At 63.2% G+C, this 18,793-nt stretch carries 17 protein-coding genes; 9 read left to right on the forward strand and 8 right to left on the reverse strand.

What is annotated here, in order from left to right; all coding sequences use genetic code 11:
• From NIM87_RS10020 to NIM87_RS10035, 4 genes are all read right to left on the reverse strand, one after another.
• A partial coding sequence (locus NIM87_RS10020) for an oligosaccharide flippase family protein (RefSeq protein WP_254674519.1) occupies positions 1-1,173 on the reverse strand: 1,173 nt, incomplete at its 3' end.
• 28 nt (positions 1,174-1,201) lie between these two features.
• Complete coding sequence (locus NIM87_RS10025; RefSeq protein ID WP_254674520.1) at positions 1,202-2,437, reverse strand: GNAT family N-acetyltransferase; 1,236 nt, start codon at positions 2,435-2,437, stop codon at positions 1,202-1,204.
• A gap of 36 nt (positions 2,438-2,473) precedes the next feature.
• Positions 2,474-3,490: a low-specificity L-threonine aldolase gene (gene ltaE, locus NIM87_RS10030; protein ID WP_254674521.1), complete on the reverse strand. Its 1,017-nt coding sequence runs from the start codon at positions 3,488-3,490 to the stop codon at positions 2,474-2,476.
• Positions 3,491-3,540: 50 nt separating this feature from the next.
• The gene (locus tag NIM87_RS10035; RefSeq protein ID WP_408640065.1) at positions 3,541-4,641 is read right to left on the reverse strand and encodes a methyltransferase; all 1,101 of its coding nucleotides are present in this window, start codon (positions 4,639-4,641) and stop codon (positions 3,541-3,543) included.
• 381 nt (positions 4,642-5,022) lie between these two features.
• Between NIM87_RS10035 and NIM87_RS10040 the strand changes: the two genes are divergently transcribed.
• The gene (locus tag NIM87_RS10040; protein ID WP_254674522.1) at positions 5,023-5,232 is read left to right on the forward strand and encodes a cold-shock protein; all 210 of its coding nucleotides are present in this window, start codon (positions 5,023-5,025) and stop codon (positions 5,230-5,232) included.
• 57 nt (positions 5,233-5,289) lie between these two features.
• Here NIM87_RS10040 and NIM87_RS10045 read toward each other — a convergent pair whose 3' ends face one another.
• On the reverse strand, positions 5,290-6,438 hold the full coding sequence (locus tag NIM87_RS10045; RefSeq protein ID WP_254674523.1) for a PQQ-dependent sugar dehydrogenase: 1,149 nt from the start codon (positions 6,436-6,438) through the stop codon (positions 5,290-5,292).
• 376 nt (positions 6,439-6,814) lie between these two features.
• Between NIM87_RS10045 and greA the strand changes: the two genes are divergently transcribed.
• From greA to NIM87_RS10065, 4 genes are all read left to right on the forward strand, one after another.
• A complete protein-coding gene (greA, locus tag NIM87_RS10050) occupies positions 6,815-7,288 on the forward strand; it encodes a transcription elongation factor GreA (RefSeq protein ID WP_254674524.1) in 474 nt (157 codons plus the stop codon).
• Between the two features lie 238 nt (positions 7,289-7,526).
• Positions 7,527-8,477 carry a thioredoxin-disulfide reductase gene (trxB, locus tag NIM87_RS10055; protein ID WP_254674525.1) on the forward strand — a complete coding sequence of 317 codons (951 nt, stop codon included), beginning with the start codon at positions 7,527-7,529 and terminating at the stop codon, positions 8,475-8,477.
• Positions 8,478-8,592: 115 nt separating this feature from the next.
• Positions 8,593-9,486, forward strand: coding sequence for a LysR family transcriptional regulator (locus NIM87_RS10060; RefSeq protein ID WP_254674526.1), 894 nt, complete (start codon positions 8,593-8,595; stop codon positions 9,484-9,486).
• Between the two features lie 152 nt (positions 9,487-9,638).
• The gene (locus tag NIM87_RS10065) at positions 9,639-10,346 is read left to right on the forward strand and encodes an HAD family hydrolase (RefSeq protein ID WP_254674527.1); all 708 of its coding nucleotides are present in this window, start codon (positions 9,639-9,641) and stop codon (positions 10,344-10,346) included.
• A gap of 3,027 nt (positions 10,347-13,373) precedes the next feature.
• Here the strand turns inward: NIM87_RS10065 and NIM87_RS10070 are convergent.
• Together NIM87_RS10070 and NIM87_RS10075 are read right to left on the reverse strand one after the other, a co-directional pair.
• A complete protein-coding gene (locus NIM87_RS10070) occupies positions 13,374-14,576 on the reverse strand; it encodes a pyridoxal phosphate-dependent aminotransferase (RefSeq protein ID WP_254674528.1) in 1,203 nt (400 codons plus the stop codon).
• A gap of 80 nt (positions 14,577-14,656) precedes the next feature.
• Positions 14,657-15,070, reverse strand: coding sequence for a DUF4864 domain-containing protein (locus tag NIM87_RS10075; protein ID WP_254674529.1), 414 nt, complete (start codon positions 15,068-15,070; stop codon positions 14,657-14,659).
• Positions 15,071-15,259: 189 nt separating this feature from the next.
• On the opposite strand from NIM87_RS10075, the gene NIM87_RS10080 reads away from it, so the two are divergent.
• Both NIM87_RS10080 and NIM87_RS10085 read left to right on the forward strand, forming a co-directional pair.
• Positions 15,260-15,517 carry a hypothetical protein gene (locus NIM87_RS10080; protein ID WP_254674530.1) on the forward strand — a complete coding sequence of 86 codons (258 nt, stop codon included), beginning with the start codon at positions 15,260-15,262 and terminating at the stop codon, positions 15,515-15,517.
• Positions 15,518-15,647: 130 nt separating this feature from the next.
• Positions 15,648-16,076, forward strand: a complete 429-nt coding sequence (locus tag NIM87_RS10085) for a CBS domain-containing protein (protein ID WP_254674531.1) — start codon at positions 15,648-15,650, stop codon at positions 16,074-16,076.
• A 5-nt stretch (positions 16,077-16,081) separates the two neighbouring features.
• On the opposite strand, the gene NIM87_RS10090 is transcribed toward NIM87_RS10085, so the two are convergent.
• A complete protein-coding gene (locus tag NIM87_RS10090; RefSeq protein ID WP_254674807.1) occupies positions 16,082-16,471 on the reverse strand; it encodes a GNAT family N-acetyltransferase in 390 nt (129 codons plus the stop codon).
• Between the two features lie 122 nt (positions 16,472-16,593).
• Between NIM87_RS10090 and NIM87_RS10095 the strand changes: the two genes are divergently transcribed.
• Together NIM87_RS10095 and NIM87_RS10100 are read left to right on the forward strand one after the other, a co-directional pair.
• Entirely contained in the window at positions 16,594-17,220 is a 627-nt protein-coding gene (locus NIM87_RS10095; RefSeq protein ID WP_254674532.1) for a Spy/CpxP family protein refolding chaperone, read from the forward strand.
• A 275-nt stretch (positions 17,221-17,495) separates the two neighbouring features.
• Entirely contained in the window at positions 17,496-18,728 is a 1,233-nt protein-coding gene (locus NIM87_RS10100; protein WP_254674533.1) for an aminotransferase class V-fold PLP-dependent enzyme, read from the forward strand.
• The last annotated feature ends 65 nt before the right edge of the window (positions 18,729-18,793 follow it).

Genomic DNA, 18,793 nt, shown 5'->3' on the forward strand with positions numbered 1-18,793 from the left:
CGCCGCGGCGCTGGCCAGCGCCGCTCCCACAAGGCCAAAGGCGGGCACAAAAACCATGGCCAGGGCCGCCGTTATCGCCAGAACACCCAGTCCCACCAGCACGCCCTCGCGCTGCCGGCCCATCACGATCAACACTTCGCCAGCCTGTCCCGACAGCGCCCGCGCGATCATCCCGGCGCCGAGCACCCACAAGACGCTCTGCCCTGCCAGATAGTCCGGCCCAAACGCTGCCAGCAGTACTGGCCCCACCAGCAGCGTGGCGCCCACGGCGATGCTGGTCGCCCAAAAGGTCAGCCGCGTGCTCTCGAGAATGCTGACCTGCAGGTCAGCGCGGGTTTTCCCAGCGAGGTCGAGAGCAAAGCGCCGGCCCGCAACCAGCGTCATCGCATAGGCAACAAAACCAGCCAACGCCAGGCTGCGCGCCGCCGCGAAATAGACACCCACCACATCGGGCTCGGCCAGCAGCGACAGCACCAGCACATCCGCATAGTTGGTCAGATCGTCCAGCCCCGAGAGCAGCAACAACGGCAGCGATGCCCTGAGCCAAAGTCTTTTTTGTTTTGGGGTCGAGGCCCTTTCCGCCCGCGTAATAGTTCGCAATCGCCGCGCCAGGAGCATCATCATGCCAATGGCCACCACCGCCATTGATCCGATCAGCACCGCCCCGACCAGCGGCAGGGTCAGACGCACCCCGCTTGCCCAAAGTGTCAGACAGACCCCGCCGATCAACACAGGTCGCACGATGTAGACAGGCACCGCCGCCAGGCGGAACCACCCAAAGCTGCGCGCCACCCCTTCGAGGTAATATTCGACCGCCAGGAACGGCAGACCAGCTGCCACCACCAGCACCGTCAGTCCGGGACCGTCTATTGCCCCCAGCCCAATGACAAGGCCGACGACAACCAGCGCCAGCGCCAGGCCAGCGCCGCTCACTACAAGCAGTCCAAAGGCCCAATACTGTCCTATGGCCGTCGCCCGTCCCCGCATCTGGTAGCGCGGCAGGAACCGCACGCTGGATTCGGCAAAGCCAAGCGACGCAAAGCTCCCCATCGCCAGCATCCAGGTCCACAAGGTCACAAAGCCACCATAGCCGTCGGGCGGCATCAGTCGGGCTAGCAGCACTTGCAATCCGAACACCAGCGCCGCGCTCGCCACCCGAATGACCAATGCCACAGCGGCATCCACCGCGCTGCCGCGCCCCTCAGACATAGAGTAACAGGCAGACGGCGGGCCGCAGGACACTGGTGATGCGATCGATCAGCGTCGGCAACCTGCCATGCAGGCTTTTGAGCGCAGGTCGCAAGGTGGGCAGCCAAGCCGAAGCATAGACATGCCCTTTCCATGTCAACGGCTGCGCGTGCGTTCGCACCACGACGCTCGTGTTTGTCCAACTGGCCTTGTAGTCAGCGGGATTTATCAGCAGATCATACGTCTTGATGCGGTTCTCGATCAGCCAGGCAATGGTCATTTCCATCTGCACCTTGCCCGGCGACAGATGGCGCAGCGCCCAGTCGAACCCACCCACATAGGCATAATAGTGCCGCTGCCGGATGAATCCGATCTCCAGTGACACCACCCGGCCGCCCGCACGCAGCATCGACAGGCATGCGCCCTCTCCTGCCACCGGGTCGCCCGGCAATCCGGCAAGGAAGTCGTCGTAACCATCAATGGAGAAGCCGGCACTGTAGCGTCGGGTTTCCCTCAGCCATCGCCGCTTCATCTGCGTACAGTGCCGCGCCAGTTCAGCGAACCGTGGATCGTTCGGCCAGATGACTGCGAAGTCCAATGCACCCAGCCGCGCCAGATGATTCCGCCGCCGATTGCGGTTGCGCTTCTGCAGCTTGCCCAATCCGTTGGTGTAGTGCTCGACAGAAGCAAAAGCCGACAGGTCAAGCATCGAGGCGACATTATCCGCCCCGCGCACCTCAGGCTTGTCTGCCACGAAGCCCGCCAGCGCAGTCCCCTCCGGCACTGCCCGGCAAATCGTCACGTCGCACCCCGACTGCAGCGCCGCCGCCTCCAGCTTCTGCGCGATGCCGAGCTTGGGAGACGTTCCGCGCCGCACCAGGGCACCACAATACTGACTATGCGGCACACCCAGCGTTTCCAGCCGCCTGATGCCCGCCGCTTCGACGATCATCCGCGGCCACAGCGCCAGTAAAGTCTCTTCGCGCCACAGCGTGATCACATAGGGTCGACCGATGTCGCCGAACTGGCGCACCCAATTGCGGCACCAGTCATAGCTCTGAAAATAGGCCATCGGGTCGGCGCAGCTGACCTCGATCTCGCGCCATGCATCTGCACACGCTTCGATCTCGTCCAGCGTGCCCAGCACGCGCATGACTATGCTGTCCTCTGGCCGCACCGCTTCTCTCCCCTGTTCACCACAACGGTAGTGCTCACTTCTGAACATGCCGTTGCCGAGAATGTTGAACAAAAGACTATCGAGGCGAAATCTAAAGTATCGCCAATGCTAGAGAAAGAAACGATTGACGACGTCGAGCGCGCCGGCGACATCCTCGTCATCCACGTCCAGATGCGTGACCCAACGCTGTTGCCCATAGCGCCCGATCACGGCGATACCATTGTCGGCCAGATAGGTGTCGAACCGCTCGGCAATATCTGCATCGGCGTTGACCCAAAGGATATTGGTGTCCGGCATGTCGACCTTGAGGGCCGCATGCCGCGCCAATCCCTCCGCCAGTTGCCGCGCCCGGCGATGGTCATCGGCCAGCCGCGCCACATGGTGCTCCAGCGCATAAAGGCCGGCGGCGGCCAGAATGCCCGATTGGCGCAGACCCCCGCCCAGCATTTTGCGGTTGCGGCGCGCCTTTTCGATCAGGTCCGCCCGACCGACCAACACCGACCCAACCGGCGCCCCCAGCCCCTTGGACAGACAAATCGACACCGTATCGAACGGCGTGACGAAGTCGGCAATGTCCATGCCCAACGCTACTGAGGCATTGAAGGCTCGCGCACCATCCAGATGCAGCCCCAGCCCATGTCGCTGCGCAATCCCGGCCACCGCCTGCATGTAGCCCATCGGTAGCACCCGCCCGCCAAAGGTGTTTTCCAGCGCAATCACCCGCGTGCGGGCATAGTGATTATCGTCCGGCTTGATGGCATCCTCGATGTCGCCAAGCGCCATCGTGCCATCGGGTTGATGTGCAATCGGTTGCGGCTGGATCGAGCCCAGCACGGCCGCGCCGCCAGCCTCGTTGACATACAGATGCGCCTTCTGACCGGCGATGAATTCGTCGCCGCGCCCGCAATGGCTCATCAATGCCAGAAGGTTCGACATCGTGCCCGATGGCACGAATAGCGCCGCCTGCTTGTCCAGCATCGCCGCCATTCGCTGTTCCAGCCGGTTGACGCTCGGGTCGTCCCCAAACACGTCATCGCCAACCTCGGCCTCGGCCATGGCTGCGCGCATGCCAGCTCCCGGCTTGGTCACCGTGTCGGATCGAAAATCATGGCGAATGGCGTTCATGGCAGGCTCCGAATGGGGAGAACCCTTCTGCCAAGCCCGCACAGAAATTGCTAGGCCGCGACGTCGCCGCCATCGACGCCGTCATTGGCGGCGGTCATTTCGACGGCGGGCTTGCGCGCCACCACCAGAATGCCGGTGATCGGCGCACCGCGATCAAACCGCAGCTGTGCCGTTTCAAAGCGCAGCACTTCGAGCCCCGCCACCACCAGCGCATCCCGCGCCGCGGCAACGCCATGCGCATAGCGCAGGCTCGGACGCAGGAACAGCGCTTCGTCTCCGTCATGGGCTTCGAGCGAAAACGCCACCAGACCGCCCGGCCGGAGCGCGGGCACCAGCGCCGTCAGCACCGGCGGCAGCGCACCGCAGTAAATCAGCACGTCGGCGGCTGTCACCAGATCCGCATCAGCGCGGCGGGCATTGAGTGTCGCCACCAGTTCAGCCTTCTGCAGGCTGTCATAAATGCTTTTGCGCGCCGTTTCGGCGATCATCGCCGCCGAAATATCCACGCCTTCCAGATGCCCGACCTTGGCGCGCAGCCGCTCGCCCATCAGGCCCGTGCCGCACCCCAGGTCCAGTGCCCGTTCAAAGCTTGCAATGCCAAGCCGCGCCATCTCTTCCTCGACCATGGCGTCGAGCAGGTCCGGCACGCGATAGCCCAGCTTGCCCACCAGCGCTGCCTCGAACTGCGGCGCATACTGGTCAAACAGCGCTTCCACATAGCCCACAGCCGTGCCTTCGCCCGCTGGCCCGGCATTGTGCGAGGCCAGTTTCAGCCGCGCGCCGAACACGCCTTCATCATCCAGCGCTTCCAGCTGCCGCCAGGCGGCGATGGCGTTTGAAACATTGCCTGCCTTTTCGTGATAGCCGCCCACCAGGTCCCAGCCGGCGGCCCAGTCCGGCACCAGCTCCAGCGCCTGCCCCATCAGCTCGGCCGCGGCCGCATGGTCACCCTGCTCGGCCAGCATGCGGGCATAGTCCGCGCGCCGGTCAGCGATCACATCGCCGGAAGAATAGAACGCCTTGGTCAAGACGAGGAACTTTCGAGAAAACCGGCCCTTTTGGACGGCGCGCGGGATGTGCCGGAAAGCGTGGAAAAAGGCAAGCAAATTGCTGGTTATCCGGCGCAGGCCTGCCTGTGACCAATTGTTCACTTTCCATCCTCCCAGACTTGTCTAGAATGGTAGTGGTCGATCCTCAGCCGAAACTTCGCCTGTCCGATTGACCGCCACGCCTGTTCGCCTCGGCCCGTCCGGGCCACTACGGCGCCGGATGCAAATAAGCCTAACGCGTTGCTGCCTCTGTGAAACTTCTGTTTTCGCCGAGCGATTTTGCACGCCTACACGACATATTGATACCTCGCCTTTTTCGAGCTAGGCTTCGCCCCATCGAATATTGCGGCCGACTGATCTGAAGACGCGAATTCCATTCGCAACTGCTGACGTCATCTTCCGATATTTCGATATCAACTAGGTTCCTGGCCAGGTGCATGGTCGGGGCCGATCCAGCAGCGACTGCACGAGGGAACGCGCATCATGGCAACTGGTACCGTTAAGTGGTTCAACGGCCAAAAAGGCTATGGCTTCATTCAGCCGGACGAGGGTGGGGCGGACGTATTCGTCCACATTTCCGCCGTCCAGCGTTCGGGTCTCAATGGCCTGGATGAGGGCCAGAAGGTCAATTACGAGATCGTCAAGGACAAGCGGACCGGCAAGTCCGCCGCCGACAATCTCGAAGCCTCCTGATCCACGACACATGTTATGATGGGGCGTGTTCCGCAGCGGAGCACGCCCTTTTTAGGCCTAGTCGGCGGGCGCTATGCGGATCAAGCGCCCATTGCCCTCGTCGGTGAGCAGATAGATCGCGCCATCCGGCCCCACGCGCACATCGCGAATGCGGCCCAGCTGACCCTCGAATAGCCGCTCCTCCCCGACCACCGCGTCGCCCTCCATATCGAGCCGCACCAGCACCTGACCGCTGAGCCCGCCCAGCACCAGGTCGCCCGTCCAGTCCGCGAACAGATCGCCCTCGTAAAAATCGAGCCCCGACGGCGAAATCGAGGGGTCCCAATAGTGTAGCGGCTGCTCCATGCCTGCCTGCGCCTGCCCCACGCCTATGGCCGAACCGTCATAATCGGTGCCATAGGCGATTTCCGGCCAGCCATAATTCTTGCCCGCCTGGACCAAATTGACCTCGTCGCCGCCGCGCGCGCCATGCTCCACCGCAAACAATGCGCCGTCGCTGTCCCGCAGCGTCGCCCCCTGTGGATTACGGTGGCCAATGCTCCAGAACTCGGGCGCCCAGCCCTCAATGTGCGGATTGTCCGCCGGCACACTGCCATCGGGAGCAATGCGCACCACCCCGCCCGCCAGGTCCGCCGGGTCCTGCGCCCGCGCGCCATTGCCCCGCTCTCCCAGCGTCACGAACAGATTGCCATCCTGCCCGATGACGATGCGCGACCCGAAATGTCGCGTCGATCCGTCAAACCGGTTCATGCGAAAAATCACGTCCTGCTCGACGAGTTGCCCACCATCGCCGTCCAGTTCCAGCCGCGCGGACATGACCGCCGTGCCGGTGACACTTTGCGCTCCGGCATCGGCCGCGCGCTCGGAAAAGCTGAGATAGAGCCGCCCCGTTTCGGCAAAATCGGGCGCCAGCACCACGTCGAGCAGCCCGCCCTGCCCCTGTGCCACCACCTGCGGCACACCCGCGATCTCCGCCCCGACGCCATTGTCCGACACAAGGCGCATCTGCCCTGATCGCTCGGTCACGAGAAATCGGCCATCGGGCAGAAAAGCAAGCGCCCAGGGATGGTCGAGCCCCTCCGCCAGGACGCGCGCGGTAATTGCCCCCACACTGCTCTCAATGCTGCGCTCCTGCGCATGGGCCAACGGTGTGACAGCCAGCGCACCGAGCATCAGCGCGGCAATGGACTTCTTCACGTTTGACATGGGCATTCCTCGCTTGGACGGACCGTGCTCCTCCCAGATCGTCTGGGCATGGCAAGGGCAAGGCCGCAACGACAATGTGAACCGGCGGGCGGCCGCGAACCATATGCCCGCAGCTCTTGAACGGGCATGTGGACACCTTATCTGCTTGTTGCACACTGGCTTGACCGAACGGCGCGGCGCGGGCAATCTGGCCGGCATCTCCCTGAAAGACTTGTCGTGAAGCAGTTGCCGAACGGAGTTTGGCAGGGAGAAGCTTTGCCGGGCGCCGCACATTTGCGGCATGGCCCAACACCACACTCTGGACTGTCGCGGATCGGTATGAAGCCGGACGCGCGACAGCATTTGTTATGCCCAGCCCATTGGAGGCAGCACGATTATGGACAAGGTTCCGATGACGATTCAGGGCCACAAGGCCCTTGCCGCGGAGTTCGAGCACCGCACCAGCAACGAGCGTCGTCGCATCATCGACGCCATTGCCGAGGCCCGCGCCCACGGCGATTTGTCCGAAAACGCCGAATATTCGGCGGCCAAGGAACAGCAGAGCCTCAACGAAGGCCGCGTCAAGGAACTCGAGACCCTTCTCGCCCTGGCCGACGTTATCGATGTCAGCAAGTTGAGCGGCGACAAGGTCAAGTTCGGCGCCACGGTCACCTATATCGATGAGGACACCGAGGAAGAGAAAACCTATCAGGTCGTTGGCGATCCCGAGGCCGACGCCTCGGCGGGCCGCATTTCCATCTCCTCGCCCATCGCCCGCGCCATGATCGGCAAGGAAGAAGGCGATTCGTTCGAAGTGGCAGCGCCTGGCGGCGCCCGCAGCTACGAGATCATCAAGATCCGTTACATCTGACTGCCCGAGAATCGGCACGGTCCGATTCTTGCGCTGCAAACCCTGCTGATCGGCTGGATCGTCCATTCGCGACGGTCCAGCGCTCATTTTTTGAGCAGCACCCCAGATTCCTGTGTCTTTCCTGTCCACTCGCGCGAGCATCTGCCCCGCGAGAGTGACTTTGCCTTGAAACCATCCCCCTTCGCCCCTTAACTAGGGACAGAGGGAGAATTCCTGACTCTATTGGAGAAGCGTCGCGATGCACGCGAAAGTCATCATTATTGGCTCCGGTCCGGCCGGCTATACAGCTGCCATCTACGCGGCGCGCGCCATGCTTGAACCGGTGATGATCCAGGGCCTGCAGCCCGGTGGCCAGCTCACCATCACCACCGATGTCGAGAACTATCCCGGCTTCGCTGATGTCATCCAGGGCCCCTGGCTCATGGAGCAGATGAAGGCTCAGGCCGAGCATGTCGGCACGCGCATCATCAATGACATTGTCACCTCGGTCGATTTCGATCAGCGCCCCTTCGTGCTCAACACCGATAGCGGCGAAACCCACACCGCTGACAGCCTGATCATCGCTACCGGTGCCCAGGCCAAGTGGCTTGGCATTCCGTCCGAACAGAAGTTCCAGGGCTTTGGCGTATCCGCTTGCGCCACCTGCGATGGCTTCTTTTATCGCGGCAAGCAGGTGCTGGTGGTCGGAGGCGGCAATACCGCCGTTGAGGAAGCCCTGTTTCTCACCAATTTCGCCGAAAAGGTTATCGTCGTGCACCGCCGCGACGAGTTCCGCGCCGAACGCATCCTGCAGGATCGCCTGTTCAAGAACCCCAAGATCGAAGTGCGCTGGAACACCGAGGTCGCCGAAGTTGGCGGCACGCCCATGCCACCCTCGGTCAACACCGTCACCCTGCGCAGCACCACTTCAGGCGAGACCTACGAGCAGCCCATCGATGGAATTTTCGTCGCAATCGGCCATGCGCCGGCGACCGCCATCTTTGCCGGCAAGCTCGACATGAAGCCCGGTGGTTATCTGCAGGTGAAGCCGGGGTCGACCGAAACCAATATTCCCGGCGTTTTTGCCGCCGGCGACGTGACCGACGACATCTACCGCCAGGCCGTGACTGCGGCAGGCATGGGCTGCATGGCGGCCCTCGATGCCGAGCGGTTCCTGGCCGAGCACGAACTGGCAGAGGCGGCCGAATAGACGTGCAAATCACCCGGCCAAGTCACGCTGCTGTCACAATCATTGCCCCTCCCTCGCCACGGGATGGGACCAGTGTTCGACCTGGCTGAGAGTAAACAAAGAAAGCGTCACCAACATGCTCGACTGGGACAAGCTACGGATTTTCCACACGGCCGCCGAGTCGGGCAGCTTCACTCATGCCGCTGAAAAGCTGGGCATGAGCCAGTCGGCGGTCAGCCGCCAGATTTCTGCACTCGAGGATGATCTGGGCCTCAAGCTCTTCATTCGCCACGCCCGCGGCCTGGTGCTGACCGAGGTTGGCGAACAGCTCTTCCGCACCGCCCATCGCATGCACTGGGAACTCCAGCAGGTCGAAACCCAGATGTCCGAAAGCCAGGACGTCCCCACCGGCCCGCTCATTGTCACTACCACCGTGGGTATCGGCTCAACCTGGCTGTCCTCGCGCCTCGACGAGTTTTTGAAGCTCTATCCGCTGATCCAGCTCGAAATCCGCCTCAACGACGCCGAACTGGACCTGGCCATGCGCGAGGCCGACGTGGCCATCCGCCTGCACCGGCCCAACCAGTCGGAAATGATCCAGCGCAAGCTGTTCACTGTCCACAACCACTTCTATGCCGCCGATACCTATGTCGATGAGCATGGCATGCCAAAATCCCCTGAGGACCTCGACAACCATCGCATCATCAGCTTTGGCGAGCCGGTGCCCTCCTATCTGGGTGACATCAACTATCTCGAACGCATGGGCCGGGCCGATTCCAGCCCGCGTCGCGCCGCCCTTCGCGTCAACGCCATCTATGGCATGATGCAGGCCTGCCGCGCCGGCATCGGCATCGCCATGCTGCCCGACTATGTTACCGAAAAAGAAGACGGCCTGGTCCAGATCCTGCCCGAAATCGAACTGCCCCACTACGAGGCCTATTTCGTCTACCCCCCAGCCCTCAAGAACTCCAAGCGCGTCGGCGTCTTCCGCGACTTCCTCGTCTCCAAGGCCCGTGAGTGGTCGTTCTGACCCATCAATTCGGGGCACGTCGACCGCGGCGCCAATGCTCATCACCTCCCTCCCCCTTGTGGGGAGGGTAGCGTCGCTAGACCCGCAGGGTCGTAGCAGAGCTGGGTGGGGGTACTGATCCACCACGGCCTCCGCTTCCTGAAGAGCACCAAATGCCCCGCATCACCACCATCGCCCTCGATGCCGATGACACGCTCTGGCAGAACGAGCAGTTTTTCCGCCTGACCGAGCAACGCTTTTCCGATCTCTTGCGCGACTATACCGATGCGCCCGACCTCACCGAGCGTCTGATCACCGCCACCGCTCGCAATCTCCAGTTCTACGGCTTTGGCGCCAAGGGCTTTGCCCTTTCCATGGTCGAAACCGCGCTTGAGGTCACCGAACATCGCGTCCCCGGCACCGTCATTGCCGAAATTCTCGCCGCCGGTCGTGAACTGCTCGACTATCCGCTCGAAACCCTGCCTTATGTCGATGCGGCGCTCGAGCACCTGCAGCATCGCTACCGGCTGATCGTTATCACCAAGGGCGACATTTTCGATCAGGAGCGCAAGCTGGCCGCTTCGGGCCTGGCGGATTATTTCGCCGCCGTCGAAGTCGTGGCCGACAAGACCGAAGCCGTCTATCGCCGCATTTTCGCCCGCCACACCGAGGGGGCCGAACACACCATCATGGCCGGCAATTCCCTCAAGTCCGACATTCTTCCCGCCATAGCGGCAGGCGCCTTTGCCGCCCACGTGCCGCACGATCTCACCTGGTCCTACGAGCACGCCGAGGAACCCGCCGATCATCCGCGCTACACCCGCATCGCCCACCTGGGCGAGCTACAAGCTGCCATCGACCGCCTTGAGGCTTCGAACTAGGCGGCCGGCTTATGCACTCAATCTAGGTTTGTCCCTCCCTCCCCCTTGTGGGGAGGGTAGCGACGCTAGACCCAACGGGTCGTAGCAGAGCTAGGGTGGGGGTGCCGGATTTGCCACCTCACGGGGCCAGGGTCGGTGCCGACGTCCGGCCCCCGGGCCCCTGCGGCCCCGAACCAGCCTCCCCGCAACCCACTGAACCCGGGTTTGTCCCTCCCTCCCCCCTGTGGGGAGGGTAGCGACGCTAGACCCAACGGGTCGTAGCAGAGCTAGGGTGGGGGTGCCGGATTTGCCACATCACGGGGCCAGGGTCTGTGCCGACGTCCGGCCCCCGGGCCCCTGCGGCCCCGAACCAGCCTCCCCGCAACACACTGAACCCGGGTTTGTCCCTCCCTCCCCCCTGTGGGGAGGGTAGCGACGCTAGACCCAACGGGTCGTAGCAGAGCTGGGGTGGGGGGGGGTGCCGGATTTGCCACCCCCGTAAGAAACCGCCTGGGCGAGCACAAGCCGCCATCGGCCGCCTTGCGGCGCCGAACCAGCCTCCCCGCTACACACTGAACCCGGGTTCGTCCCTCCCTCCCCCTTGTGGGGAGGGTAGCGACGCTGGACCCAAAGGGTCGTAGCAGAGCTGGGGTGGGGGTGCCGGATGTGCCCCCTCACGGCGCCAGGGGCGGTGCCCCCGTCCGGCCCCCGCGCCCCTGCGGCGCCGAACCAGCCTCCCCGCTACACACTGCACCCGGGTTCGTCCCCCCCTCCCCCTTGGGGGGAGGGTAGCGACGCTGGACCCACAGGGTCGTAGCAGAGCTGGGGTGGGGGGGGGTGCATGGAAAGCCACCCCCGTAAGAAACCGCCAGGGCGAGCTACAGGCCGCCATCAACCGCCTTGAGGCCCCGAACCAGGCTCCCGGCCATATACTGAACCCAGCTCCGTCCCTCCCTCCCCCTTGTGGGGAGGGTAGCGCCGCTAGACCCAACGGGTCGTAGCAGAGCTGGGGTGGGGGTGCCGGGATTTACCACCGCCCGTAAGACACCGACAGGGCGAGCACCAGGCCGCAAGCAACCGCCTTGAGGCCCCGAACCAGGCGCCCGGCCATATACTGAACCCAGCTCCGTCCCTCCCTCCCCCGGGTGGGGAGGGTAGCGCCGCTAGACCCAACGGGTCGTAGCAGAGCTGGGGTGGGGGTGCCGGATTTGCCACCCCCGCAAGAAACCGCCTGGGCGAGCACAAGCCGCCATCGACCGCCTTGAGGCCCCGAACCAGCCTCCCCGCTACACACTGAACCCGGGTTTGTCCCTCCCTCCCCCCTGTGGGGAGGGTAGCGACGCTAGACCCAAAGGGTCATAGCAGAGCTGGGGTGGGGGTACCGGGATCTCCCACCGCCCGTAAGAACCGCCTGGGCGAGCTACAAGCTGCCATCGACCGCCTTGCGGCGCCGAACCAGCCTCCCCGCTACACACTGAACCGGGGTTTGTCCCTCCCTCCCCCCTGTGGGGAGGGTAGCGCCGCTGGACCCAACGGGTCGTAGCAGAGCTGGGGTGGGGGTGCCGGATTTGCCACCACCGCACGAAACCGCCTGGGCGCGCTACAAGCTGCCATCGACCGCCTTGCGGCGCCGAACCAGCCTCCCCGCTACACACTGACCCGGGGTTTGTCCCTCCCTCCCCCCGGTGGGGAGGGTAGCGCCGCTGGACCCAACGGGTCGTAGCAGAGCTGGGGTGGGGGTGCCGGATTTGCCACATCGCGGGGCCAGGGTATGTACCGACGTCCCCAGGCCCTTGTGCCGCCTAAGCGCTGGCGACCCCAACGCCGCTCAAAAATCGCCCTGCACCCCTGTGGCAGCGGGTCGCATGCCCGCACCCTCCATTGTTTTCATTGAATAAATCTCAACCACATGCACCAGCCGCATGGCTGGCATAACTTTAGTCGGATTGGCGAACCGGGTGACCACCCCTATATGCGCCTCATCACAGCGGGTGTTTTCTCCTCCCTCCCTTGCGCCCGCTGCGTTCCCTCCTGACAGATCCTTGATCTGTCCCCCTTAGGGCTCCGCTCTCCCCTCGAGCGGGGCCTTTCTTTTTGTTCTCCGGCATAACCGTCCCCTGCAAAAGCGCATAGCTGGCATGCCGCTTCTGGGATTGTCTATCAAACCGGTAGAGTTCATATATGTCCTCGTTGCTGAGGCGCGCTCCGATCTCCTCCTCCCTTCGGACCCCGTATCGCAACACCGGACTAAGGATCATCTCCTCCTCCCTTGATCCAAGGTCCATGGCAGAGCGGCATACTCCTCCTCCCTTGCTCTCTGCCCCACTTTCGATTTGGCTTCGGCCCAGTCATCAGGCCCCATCCTCGGATGGGGCCTCTTTTTTGCCCAAGAGCGCTTCTAGCAAAAGTGGCAACGGTTTTGCGGTTCAGAGCGCGACAAAACAAAGACCTAGAGCATTTCAGCGTTTCAGCTAAACGGTGAAATGCTCTAGGCGCAACCTGTCACCAGCCTGTCGGTTTGCCTATTTGTTGGACAGATTGTCGCTGTGCCTAATGCATAGCAGTTATGACGACCCATGCATTGCTGACCATCCGGTCAAAACCTATATTGGCTTTGTCGCTGGTGAAGCCGCTCCGTATCCTCCTCCCTCGGACCCGCTTCTTGCGACACCGGATCGAAACCGCATCCTCCTCCCGCGGCGACGATCCACCGGTCTGGTGCAAATCCTCCTCCCTTGCATCCGGGCCATCACTTGCGATTTGGCTTCGGCCCTATCATCAGGCTCCAACTTCGGTTGGAGCCTCTTTTTTTTGCCATGATGTCCCCCGGCCGCGGCCCAATAGGCGCGGCAATGCTCATCGAATCTGCATGGCAGCATTTCCAATTGCGCGTTTGCGTGGCCAATGGCGGCGTCGGATAATGATTTCAACGACGGCACTCGTGGTGGCCGTCCCTCCAAGGTCAGCGGCTTCGGCCAAAGACCTCATGGCCCCGCCCATCCCCTCGGGCGGGGTCTTTTTTTGGCCTACGCCAGAAAACGCTGCGGTTCAGGCAATCCCTGCACAAAACGCCTGGATGCGCTTCACCGCTTCTTCCAGCTCTGCATTGCTCGCCGCGTAGCTCAACCGGAAATGTCCCGGCAGGCCGAATGCGGTGCCATGCACCAGCGCCACGCCGGTTTCTTCCAGCAGCGCCAGGACGAAATCCTCATCGGTGACAAGCTTGGTGCCCCCCGCGCTGGTCTTGCCCAATAGCCGCTGACACGAGGGGAACACATAAAACGCCCCCTCCGGCACGAGGCAGTCGAGCCCGGTATTGGCATTGAGCCCGGCGACCACAAGGTCGCGCCGCGCCTGGAACACGTCGCGCCAGTCCTTGAGGAAATCCTGCGGTCCGTTGAGCGCCTCCACGGCCGCCCATTGCGAGATCGAGGAGGCGTTGGTGGTCGATTGGCTCTGTAGCTTCACCATGGCGGCCAGAAGCGGCCTCGGCCCGGTGCAATAGCCGATGCGCCAGCCGGTCATCGCATGCGACTTGGAAACCCCGTTCATGGTGAGGGTCCTGGCCTGCAGCCGGGGCTCCACCTGCACAATGGTCGCGAACTGCTTGCCGTCATAGACCAGCACTTCATAGATGTCGTCGGTGAGGATATGCACATGCGGATGCCGCATTAGCACCTCGGCCAAGCCCTTCAATTCATTGGCAGAATAGGCCGCACCCGTCGGGTTGGACGGCGTATTGAGGATCAGCCACTTGGTTTTTGGCGTAATCGCCGCCTCCAGGACGTCCGGCGTAAGCTTGAATCCGGTTGACGCATCAGCCACCGCAAACACCGGCTCAGCCCCGCACAACCGCACGATTTCGGGGTAACTCACCCAATAGGGCACCGGCACCACGACCTCGTCGCCGGGGTTCAGCGTCGCCATCAGCGCGTTAAAAATGATCTGCTTGCCGCCCGAGCCGACGAAACAATCCGCCGCCGTCACGTCCAGTCCATTGTCGCGCCGGAACTTTGCGGCGACCGCTTCCTTCAGCTCGGCGATACCATCGACATTGGTATAGCGCGTCTTGCCTTCGTCCATGGCCCGCTTGGCGGCATCGCGCACATTCTCGGGCGTGTCGAAATCCGGCTCCCCCGCCGAAAGCGCAATGATATCCTTGCCTTCTGCGGCCATCACCCGCGCCTTCTGGCTGATCGCCACGGTCGCCGATGGCGCCACGCGCCCCAATGCCTCGGACAGAAAACCCATCTTCGCCTCGTGTAAACAGCTCTATGGGCATGGGTTTTATCGGCCAGATCGGGAACTGCGAAGCGGTTTTTGCAGCCTGGCTAGATGCCAATGCCCGCGGTACTGCGCAGGACCACGCCTTGCACCCGCCAACCCTCGTCGCGCTCGTCGGCCAATTGATAGATTGCCTCCCAAACGCGTCCGTCCGCATCCACGAACTCCACCTCCTGCACCACGGCGCCGGGCGCGACCGCGCGAAAAGCCCCGAAACTATGAGAACGCGAGCTTGCGATTGGCCCGTAGCCGGACCGCGTCACGTCATCCACGAATTTCTGCGGGTCTTGATAGGCGGCCCGGAACCCGGCCCCGGCAAACCCGAGCGCGGCAATGCCATCGCCGCTGCGCAGCGCCTCGATCTGCCCCGTCACCGTTTCGCGCCAAGGCGTTTCATTGTCCTGCGCCGCCACTGGCACCAACATCAGAACACTCAGAACCATCATCCAGAATAAACGCATAGCTCGGCCTCCTCGGCATGGGGCGCTCAGGCGCCCGCCACAGTTCTGCCCTCAAATGGTCCCGTCCTGTCCCCCTTCGCTTCACAGTCGAACCGCTTTTGCGTGATTTTGTGACAGCATCGGAAACGAGGATACGACGTCGATCCCATGCACATATCTACGTCCCCCAAGCGCAAAAGTTTCAGGTTTATGGCCGTTCTGGGCACATTTGGTGTCCTACTGGCTGCAACCGGAGCGCTCATTCTTGGCGTGTCGCCGGCCCAGGCTGCCAATTTTGCCAATCAGCCCGATACCCAGATTGCGGTCTTCATGGTGCCCCTGACCCTTTTGGTTCTTGTCCTGCTTTTCGAGGTGGCGCGCTTTGCCTGGCGCGGCGCCCTTCCTGCCAAAACGCCCGCCCGCTCCCCGCGGCCCACTGACTGGGCCAGGCCGGCCGGCGGCCGTTGAGTCCAGGCACTTTTTGACCCCCGACGACCCACTGGCCGGCGCTTGCGTCGGCCTTCTTTTTGACCTTGTGCCTATTGCGGAGCCTTGGGGGCGGGTTCACACTGGGCTCGCCTATCAGGAGGACTGACCCATGCATGTCGATACCATCCTGCAGACCAAGGGTGTCGCCGTTCACACCCTTTCCAAGTCCGGCACGCTGGCCGATGCCGTTGCCCTGCTCAATGCCCACAATATCGGCGCCGTCGTGATCGTTGAGGACAAGGGCCGCATTGTCGGCATTCTCTCTGAGCGCGACATCGTCCGCCAGCTCGGCAAGAGCCCCACTGGCGCCCTCTCGCTCTCCATTGCCGATTGCATGACCAAGGATGTCGTCACCGCCGAGCGCACCACCACCATTGACGACGTTATGGAACGCATGACCCGGCGGCGCATCCGCCACATGCCCATTGCTGACGATGGCGTGCTCGTGGGCATTATTTCCATCGGCGACGTGGTCAAACTCAAGATTGCCGAAGTCGAGCACGAGGCCGAAGCCCTGCGCGAATATATCTCGAGCTGAACGCCTTACTGATCGAGCCGCATCAGGCCGGCCGCCGTCGGGCCAAATCCGCACGCACGGTAAAACCCCTCCAGATGCGGCTCGAAGTCGACGTGCAGCCAGTGTACCCCCTGGTTTCTGGCAATTTCGGCGGCCCGACGCACCAGCGCTGACGCAATGCCTTGCCGCCGATAGTCCGGGTCCACCCCCGTATCGAGAATGAAGGCGTGCACACCCCCGTCCCAGGCCAGGTTGACGAACCCGACCAGCCTCTCGCCGTCGATAGCCGCCACATGTGCCAGGCTTCGCTCGAGCACGGCAGCGTAATTGCCCGGCGGTGGGTCCCCCCAGGCTCGACGCCAGAATGTCTCCAGCACGTCTGCTTGGGGGAATGGATTTATGCGCAATTCCATCATCTCAGCCACATTACCAAACTCTCCAAATCTTCATCCCATCGCAAGGTCGTGAAGAGCTTGCCATCGCTAGGGTCGTCGTCATGCCGGTTACCGGCGATATCCCATGCAAAGGATGAACGACCATGAAAACCATTTCCACCTCTGCCATCGTGGCGCTGATGACGGCCACCATTGGCCTTGGCGCTTTGGCACCGACTCTGGCCCAGGAAACAGCGCCCGCGACCCAGTCTCAGCCAGCCGACACCAATCCTGCCGAACACGGCTTCCGCCATGGCGGTGGCATGCGCCAGGGCAGTATGGGCGGCGGCATGGGGGGCGGCATGGGCGGTTTCCTGAACATTGAGCGCGGCGCCGAAGCCATCGAGATCGCCATTGTGCGTCTCACCCACGCCATCGATCTCACCGATGAACAGTCCGTGCTGCTCGAAGACCTCAAGTCCGATGCTCTCGCCGCTGCTGCCGCATTTGAGACGGCAACCGATGGCCTGCGCCCAACACCGCCCGCCGAGGGTGAAACGGCCGAGCGTCCCGACATGTCCGAGCGCTTCGGCAATCGCATCGCCATCCAGTCGGCACAGCTGGCTGCCCTTGAAGCCGTTCAGCCTGCTTTTGCAGCCTTCTTCGACAGCCTCACCGACGAGCAGCTGGCCGAGCTGATGCCGGAGCACGGCGAACGCGCCGCCGGGATGGGCAAGCACGGCGGTGGCCAGCACGGCGGCCAGCACCCCATGGGTCCGGGCAACCGTTAAGCCGAGGGCCGCCAGCAAAAGTGGTGGCCGGTTTTGCGCCCGGCGGCCCGACCCAGGCATCAACCGGGCCGCCAGCAAAAGTGGTGGCCGGTTTTGCATCCGGCGGCCCGACCCAAAGACCAACCGGACCGGCCATCCTTCGTTGGCGGTCCGCTCAGCGGTGCCCACATGACCCTGTTGGCCTCGGCACCGCCGAACCCCGGCTCTCAACAGCCGGGGTTTGCTTTTGCCCGTGTCTGGACTACGAAATGGAGAACATTTCCGGCGGGCCCTTCATGACCAATCTCCCTCTCGATCTTGCGCGCATTCGCGCCCTGTTCCCTGCCTTTGCCGAACCCAGCCTTGCCGGACAGGCATTTTTTGAGAACGGCGGTGGGTCCTATACCGCGCAGACGACGCTCGACCGGCTCGATCATTATTATCGCGCCACCAAGGTGCAGCCCTATGGCGTCTATCCGGCCTCCGAAGCCGCCGGCCAGGCCATGGACAATGCCTATGCGCGTCTGGCGCAGGCCCTCAATGTCTCGACCGACTGGATCCACATCGGCCCATCCAGCTCCGCCAACACCTATGTGCTCGGCAATGCCTTCGGCGCCTGGCTCAAACCCGGCGACGCCATCGTCGTCACCAATCAGGATCACGAGGCCAATACCGGCAATTGGCGGCGCCTCGCTGCTCGCGGCATCGAAGTCCGCGAATGGCGCGTCGATCCAGAAACCGCCTGCCTCTCCCTCGCCACCCTCAATGCGCTGCTCGACGAAAAGGTAAAGCTCGTCACCGCCCCGCATTGCTCCAACATCGTCGGCGACATCAATCCGGTGGCCGAGATCGCCGCCCGCGCTCATGCTGTCGGCGCTGTGGTCGTCATCGACGGCGTCAGCTACGCCCCCCATGGCCTGCCCGACCTCACCGAACTGGGCGCCGACATTTACTTTTTCTCCGCCTACAAGACCTTTGGACCCCATCAGGGCGTGATGGCCATTCGTCCAGAGCTGGCCAGTGCCCTGCCCAATCAGGGTCATTATTTCAACGACGCCAAGCTGCGCTACCGTCTGACGCCCGCTGGTCCCGACCATGCGCAGATTGCCGCCACTGCGGGCGTTGTCGACTATCTCGAACAGGTCGCCGCGCTGGCACCGCCGTCAATCGGGGGCGCAGATCCTTTCCGCCGCGCCCATACCGCCATGCGCGCCCAGGAGATTGCCCTGGCGACACCGCTGCTCGATTATCTGCGCACCCGCAACGACATCCGCCTCATCGGCCCGTCCGATCCGGCCCGGCGTGCGCCCACTATTTCCGTCCTGCATGCCGAACCCGGCATCGCCCTCGCTCGCCGTCTGGCCAGCCACGGCATCATGGCCTCGGGCGGCAATTTCTACTCCGTGCGCCTGCTCGAAGCCTTGGGCATCGACCCGTACAACCACGGCGTCCTTCGTCTCTCCTTCGTGCACTACACCTCGCCCGAAGAAATCCAGCAGCTGATCAAGGCTCTCGACGCCGAACTCTAGCACCTCGTTTCGACCATCCACCGGCCCCGCCCTCCCCCTCGTGGGGAGGGACGCGAGATAGGGCT

It is taken from the genome of Devosia ureilytica (genome assembly GCF_024273195.1).
In the GTDB taxonomy this organism is placed as follows: domain Bacteria; phylum Pseudomonadota; class Alphaproteobacteria; order Rhizobiales; family Devosiaceae; genus Devosia; species Devosia ureilytica.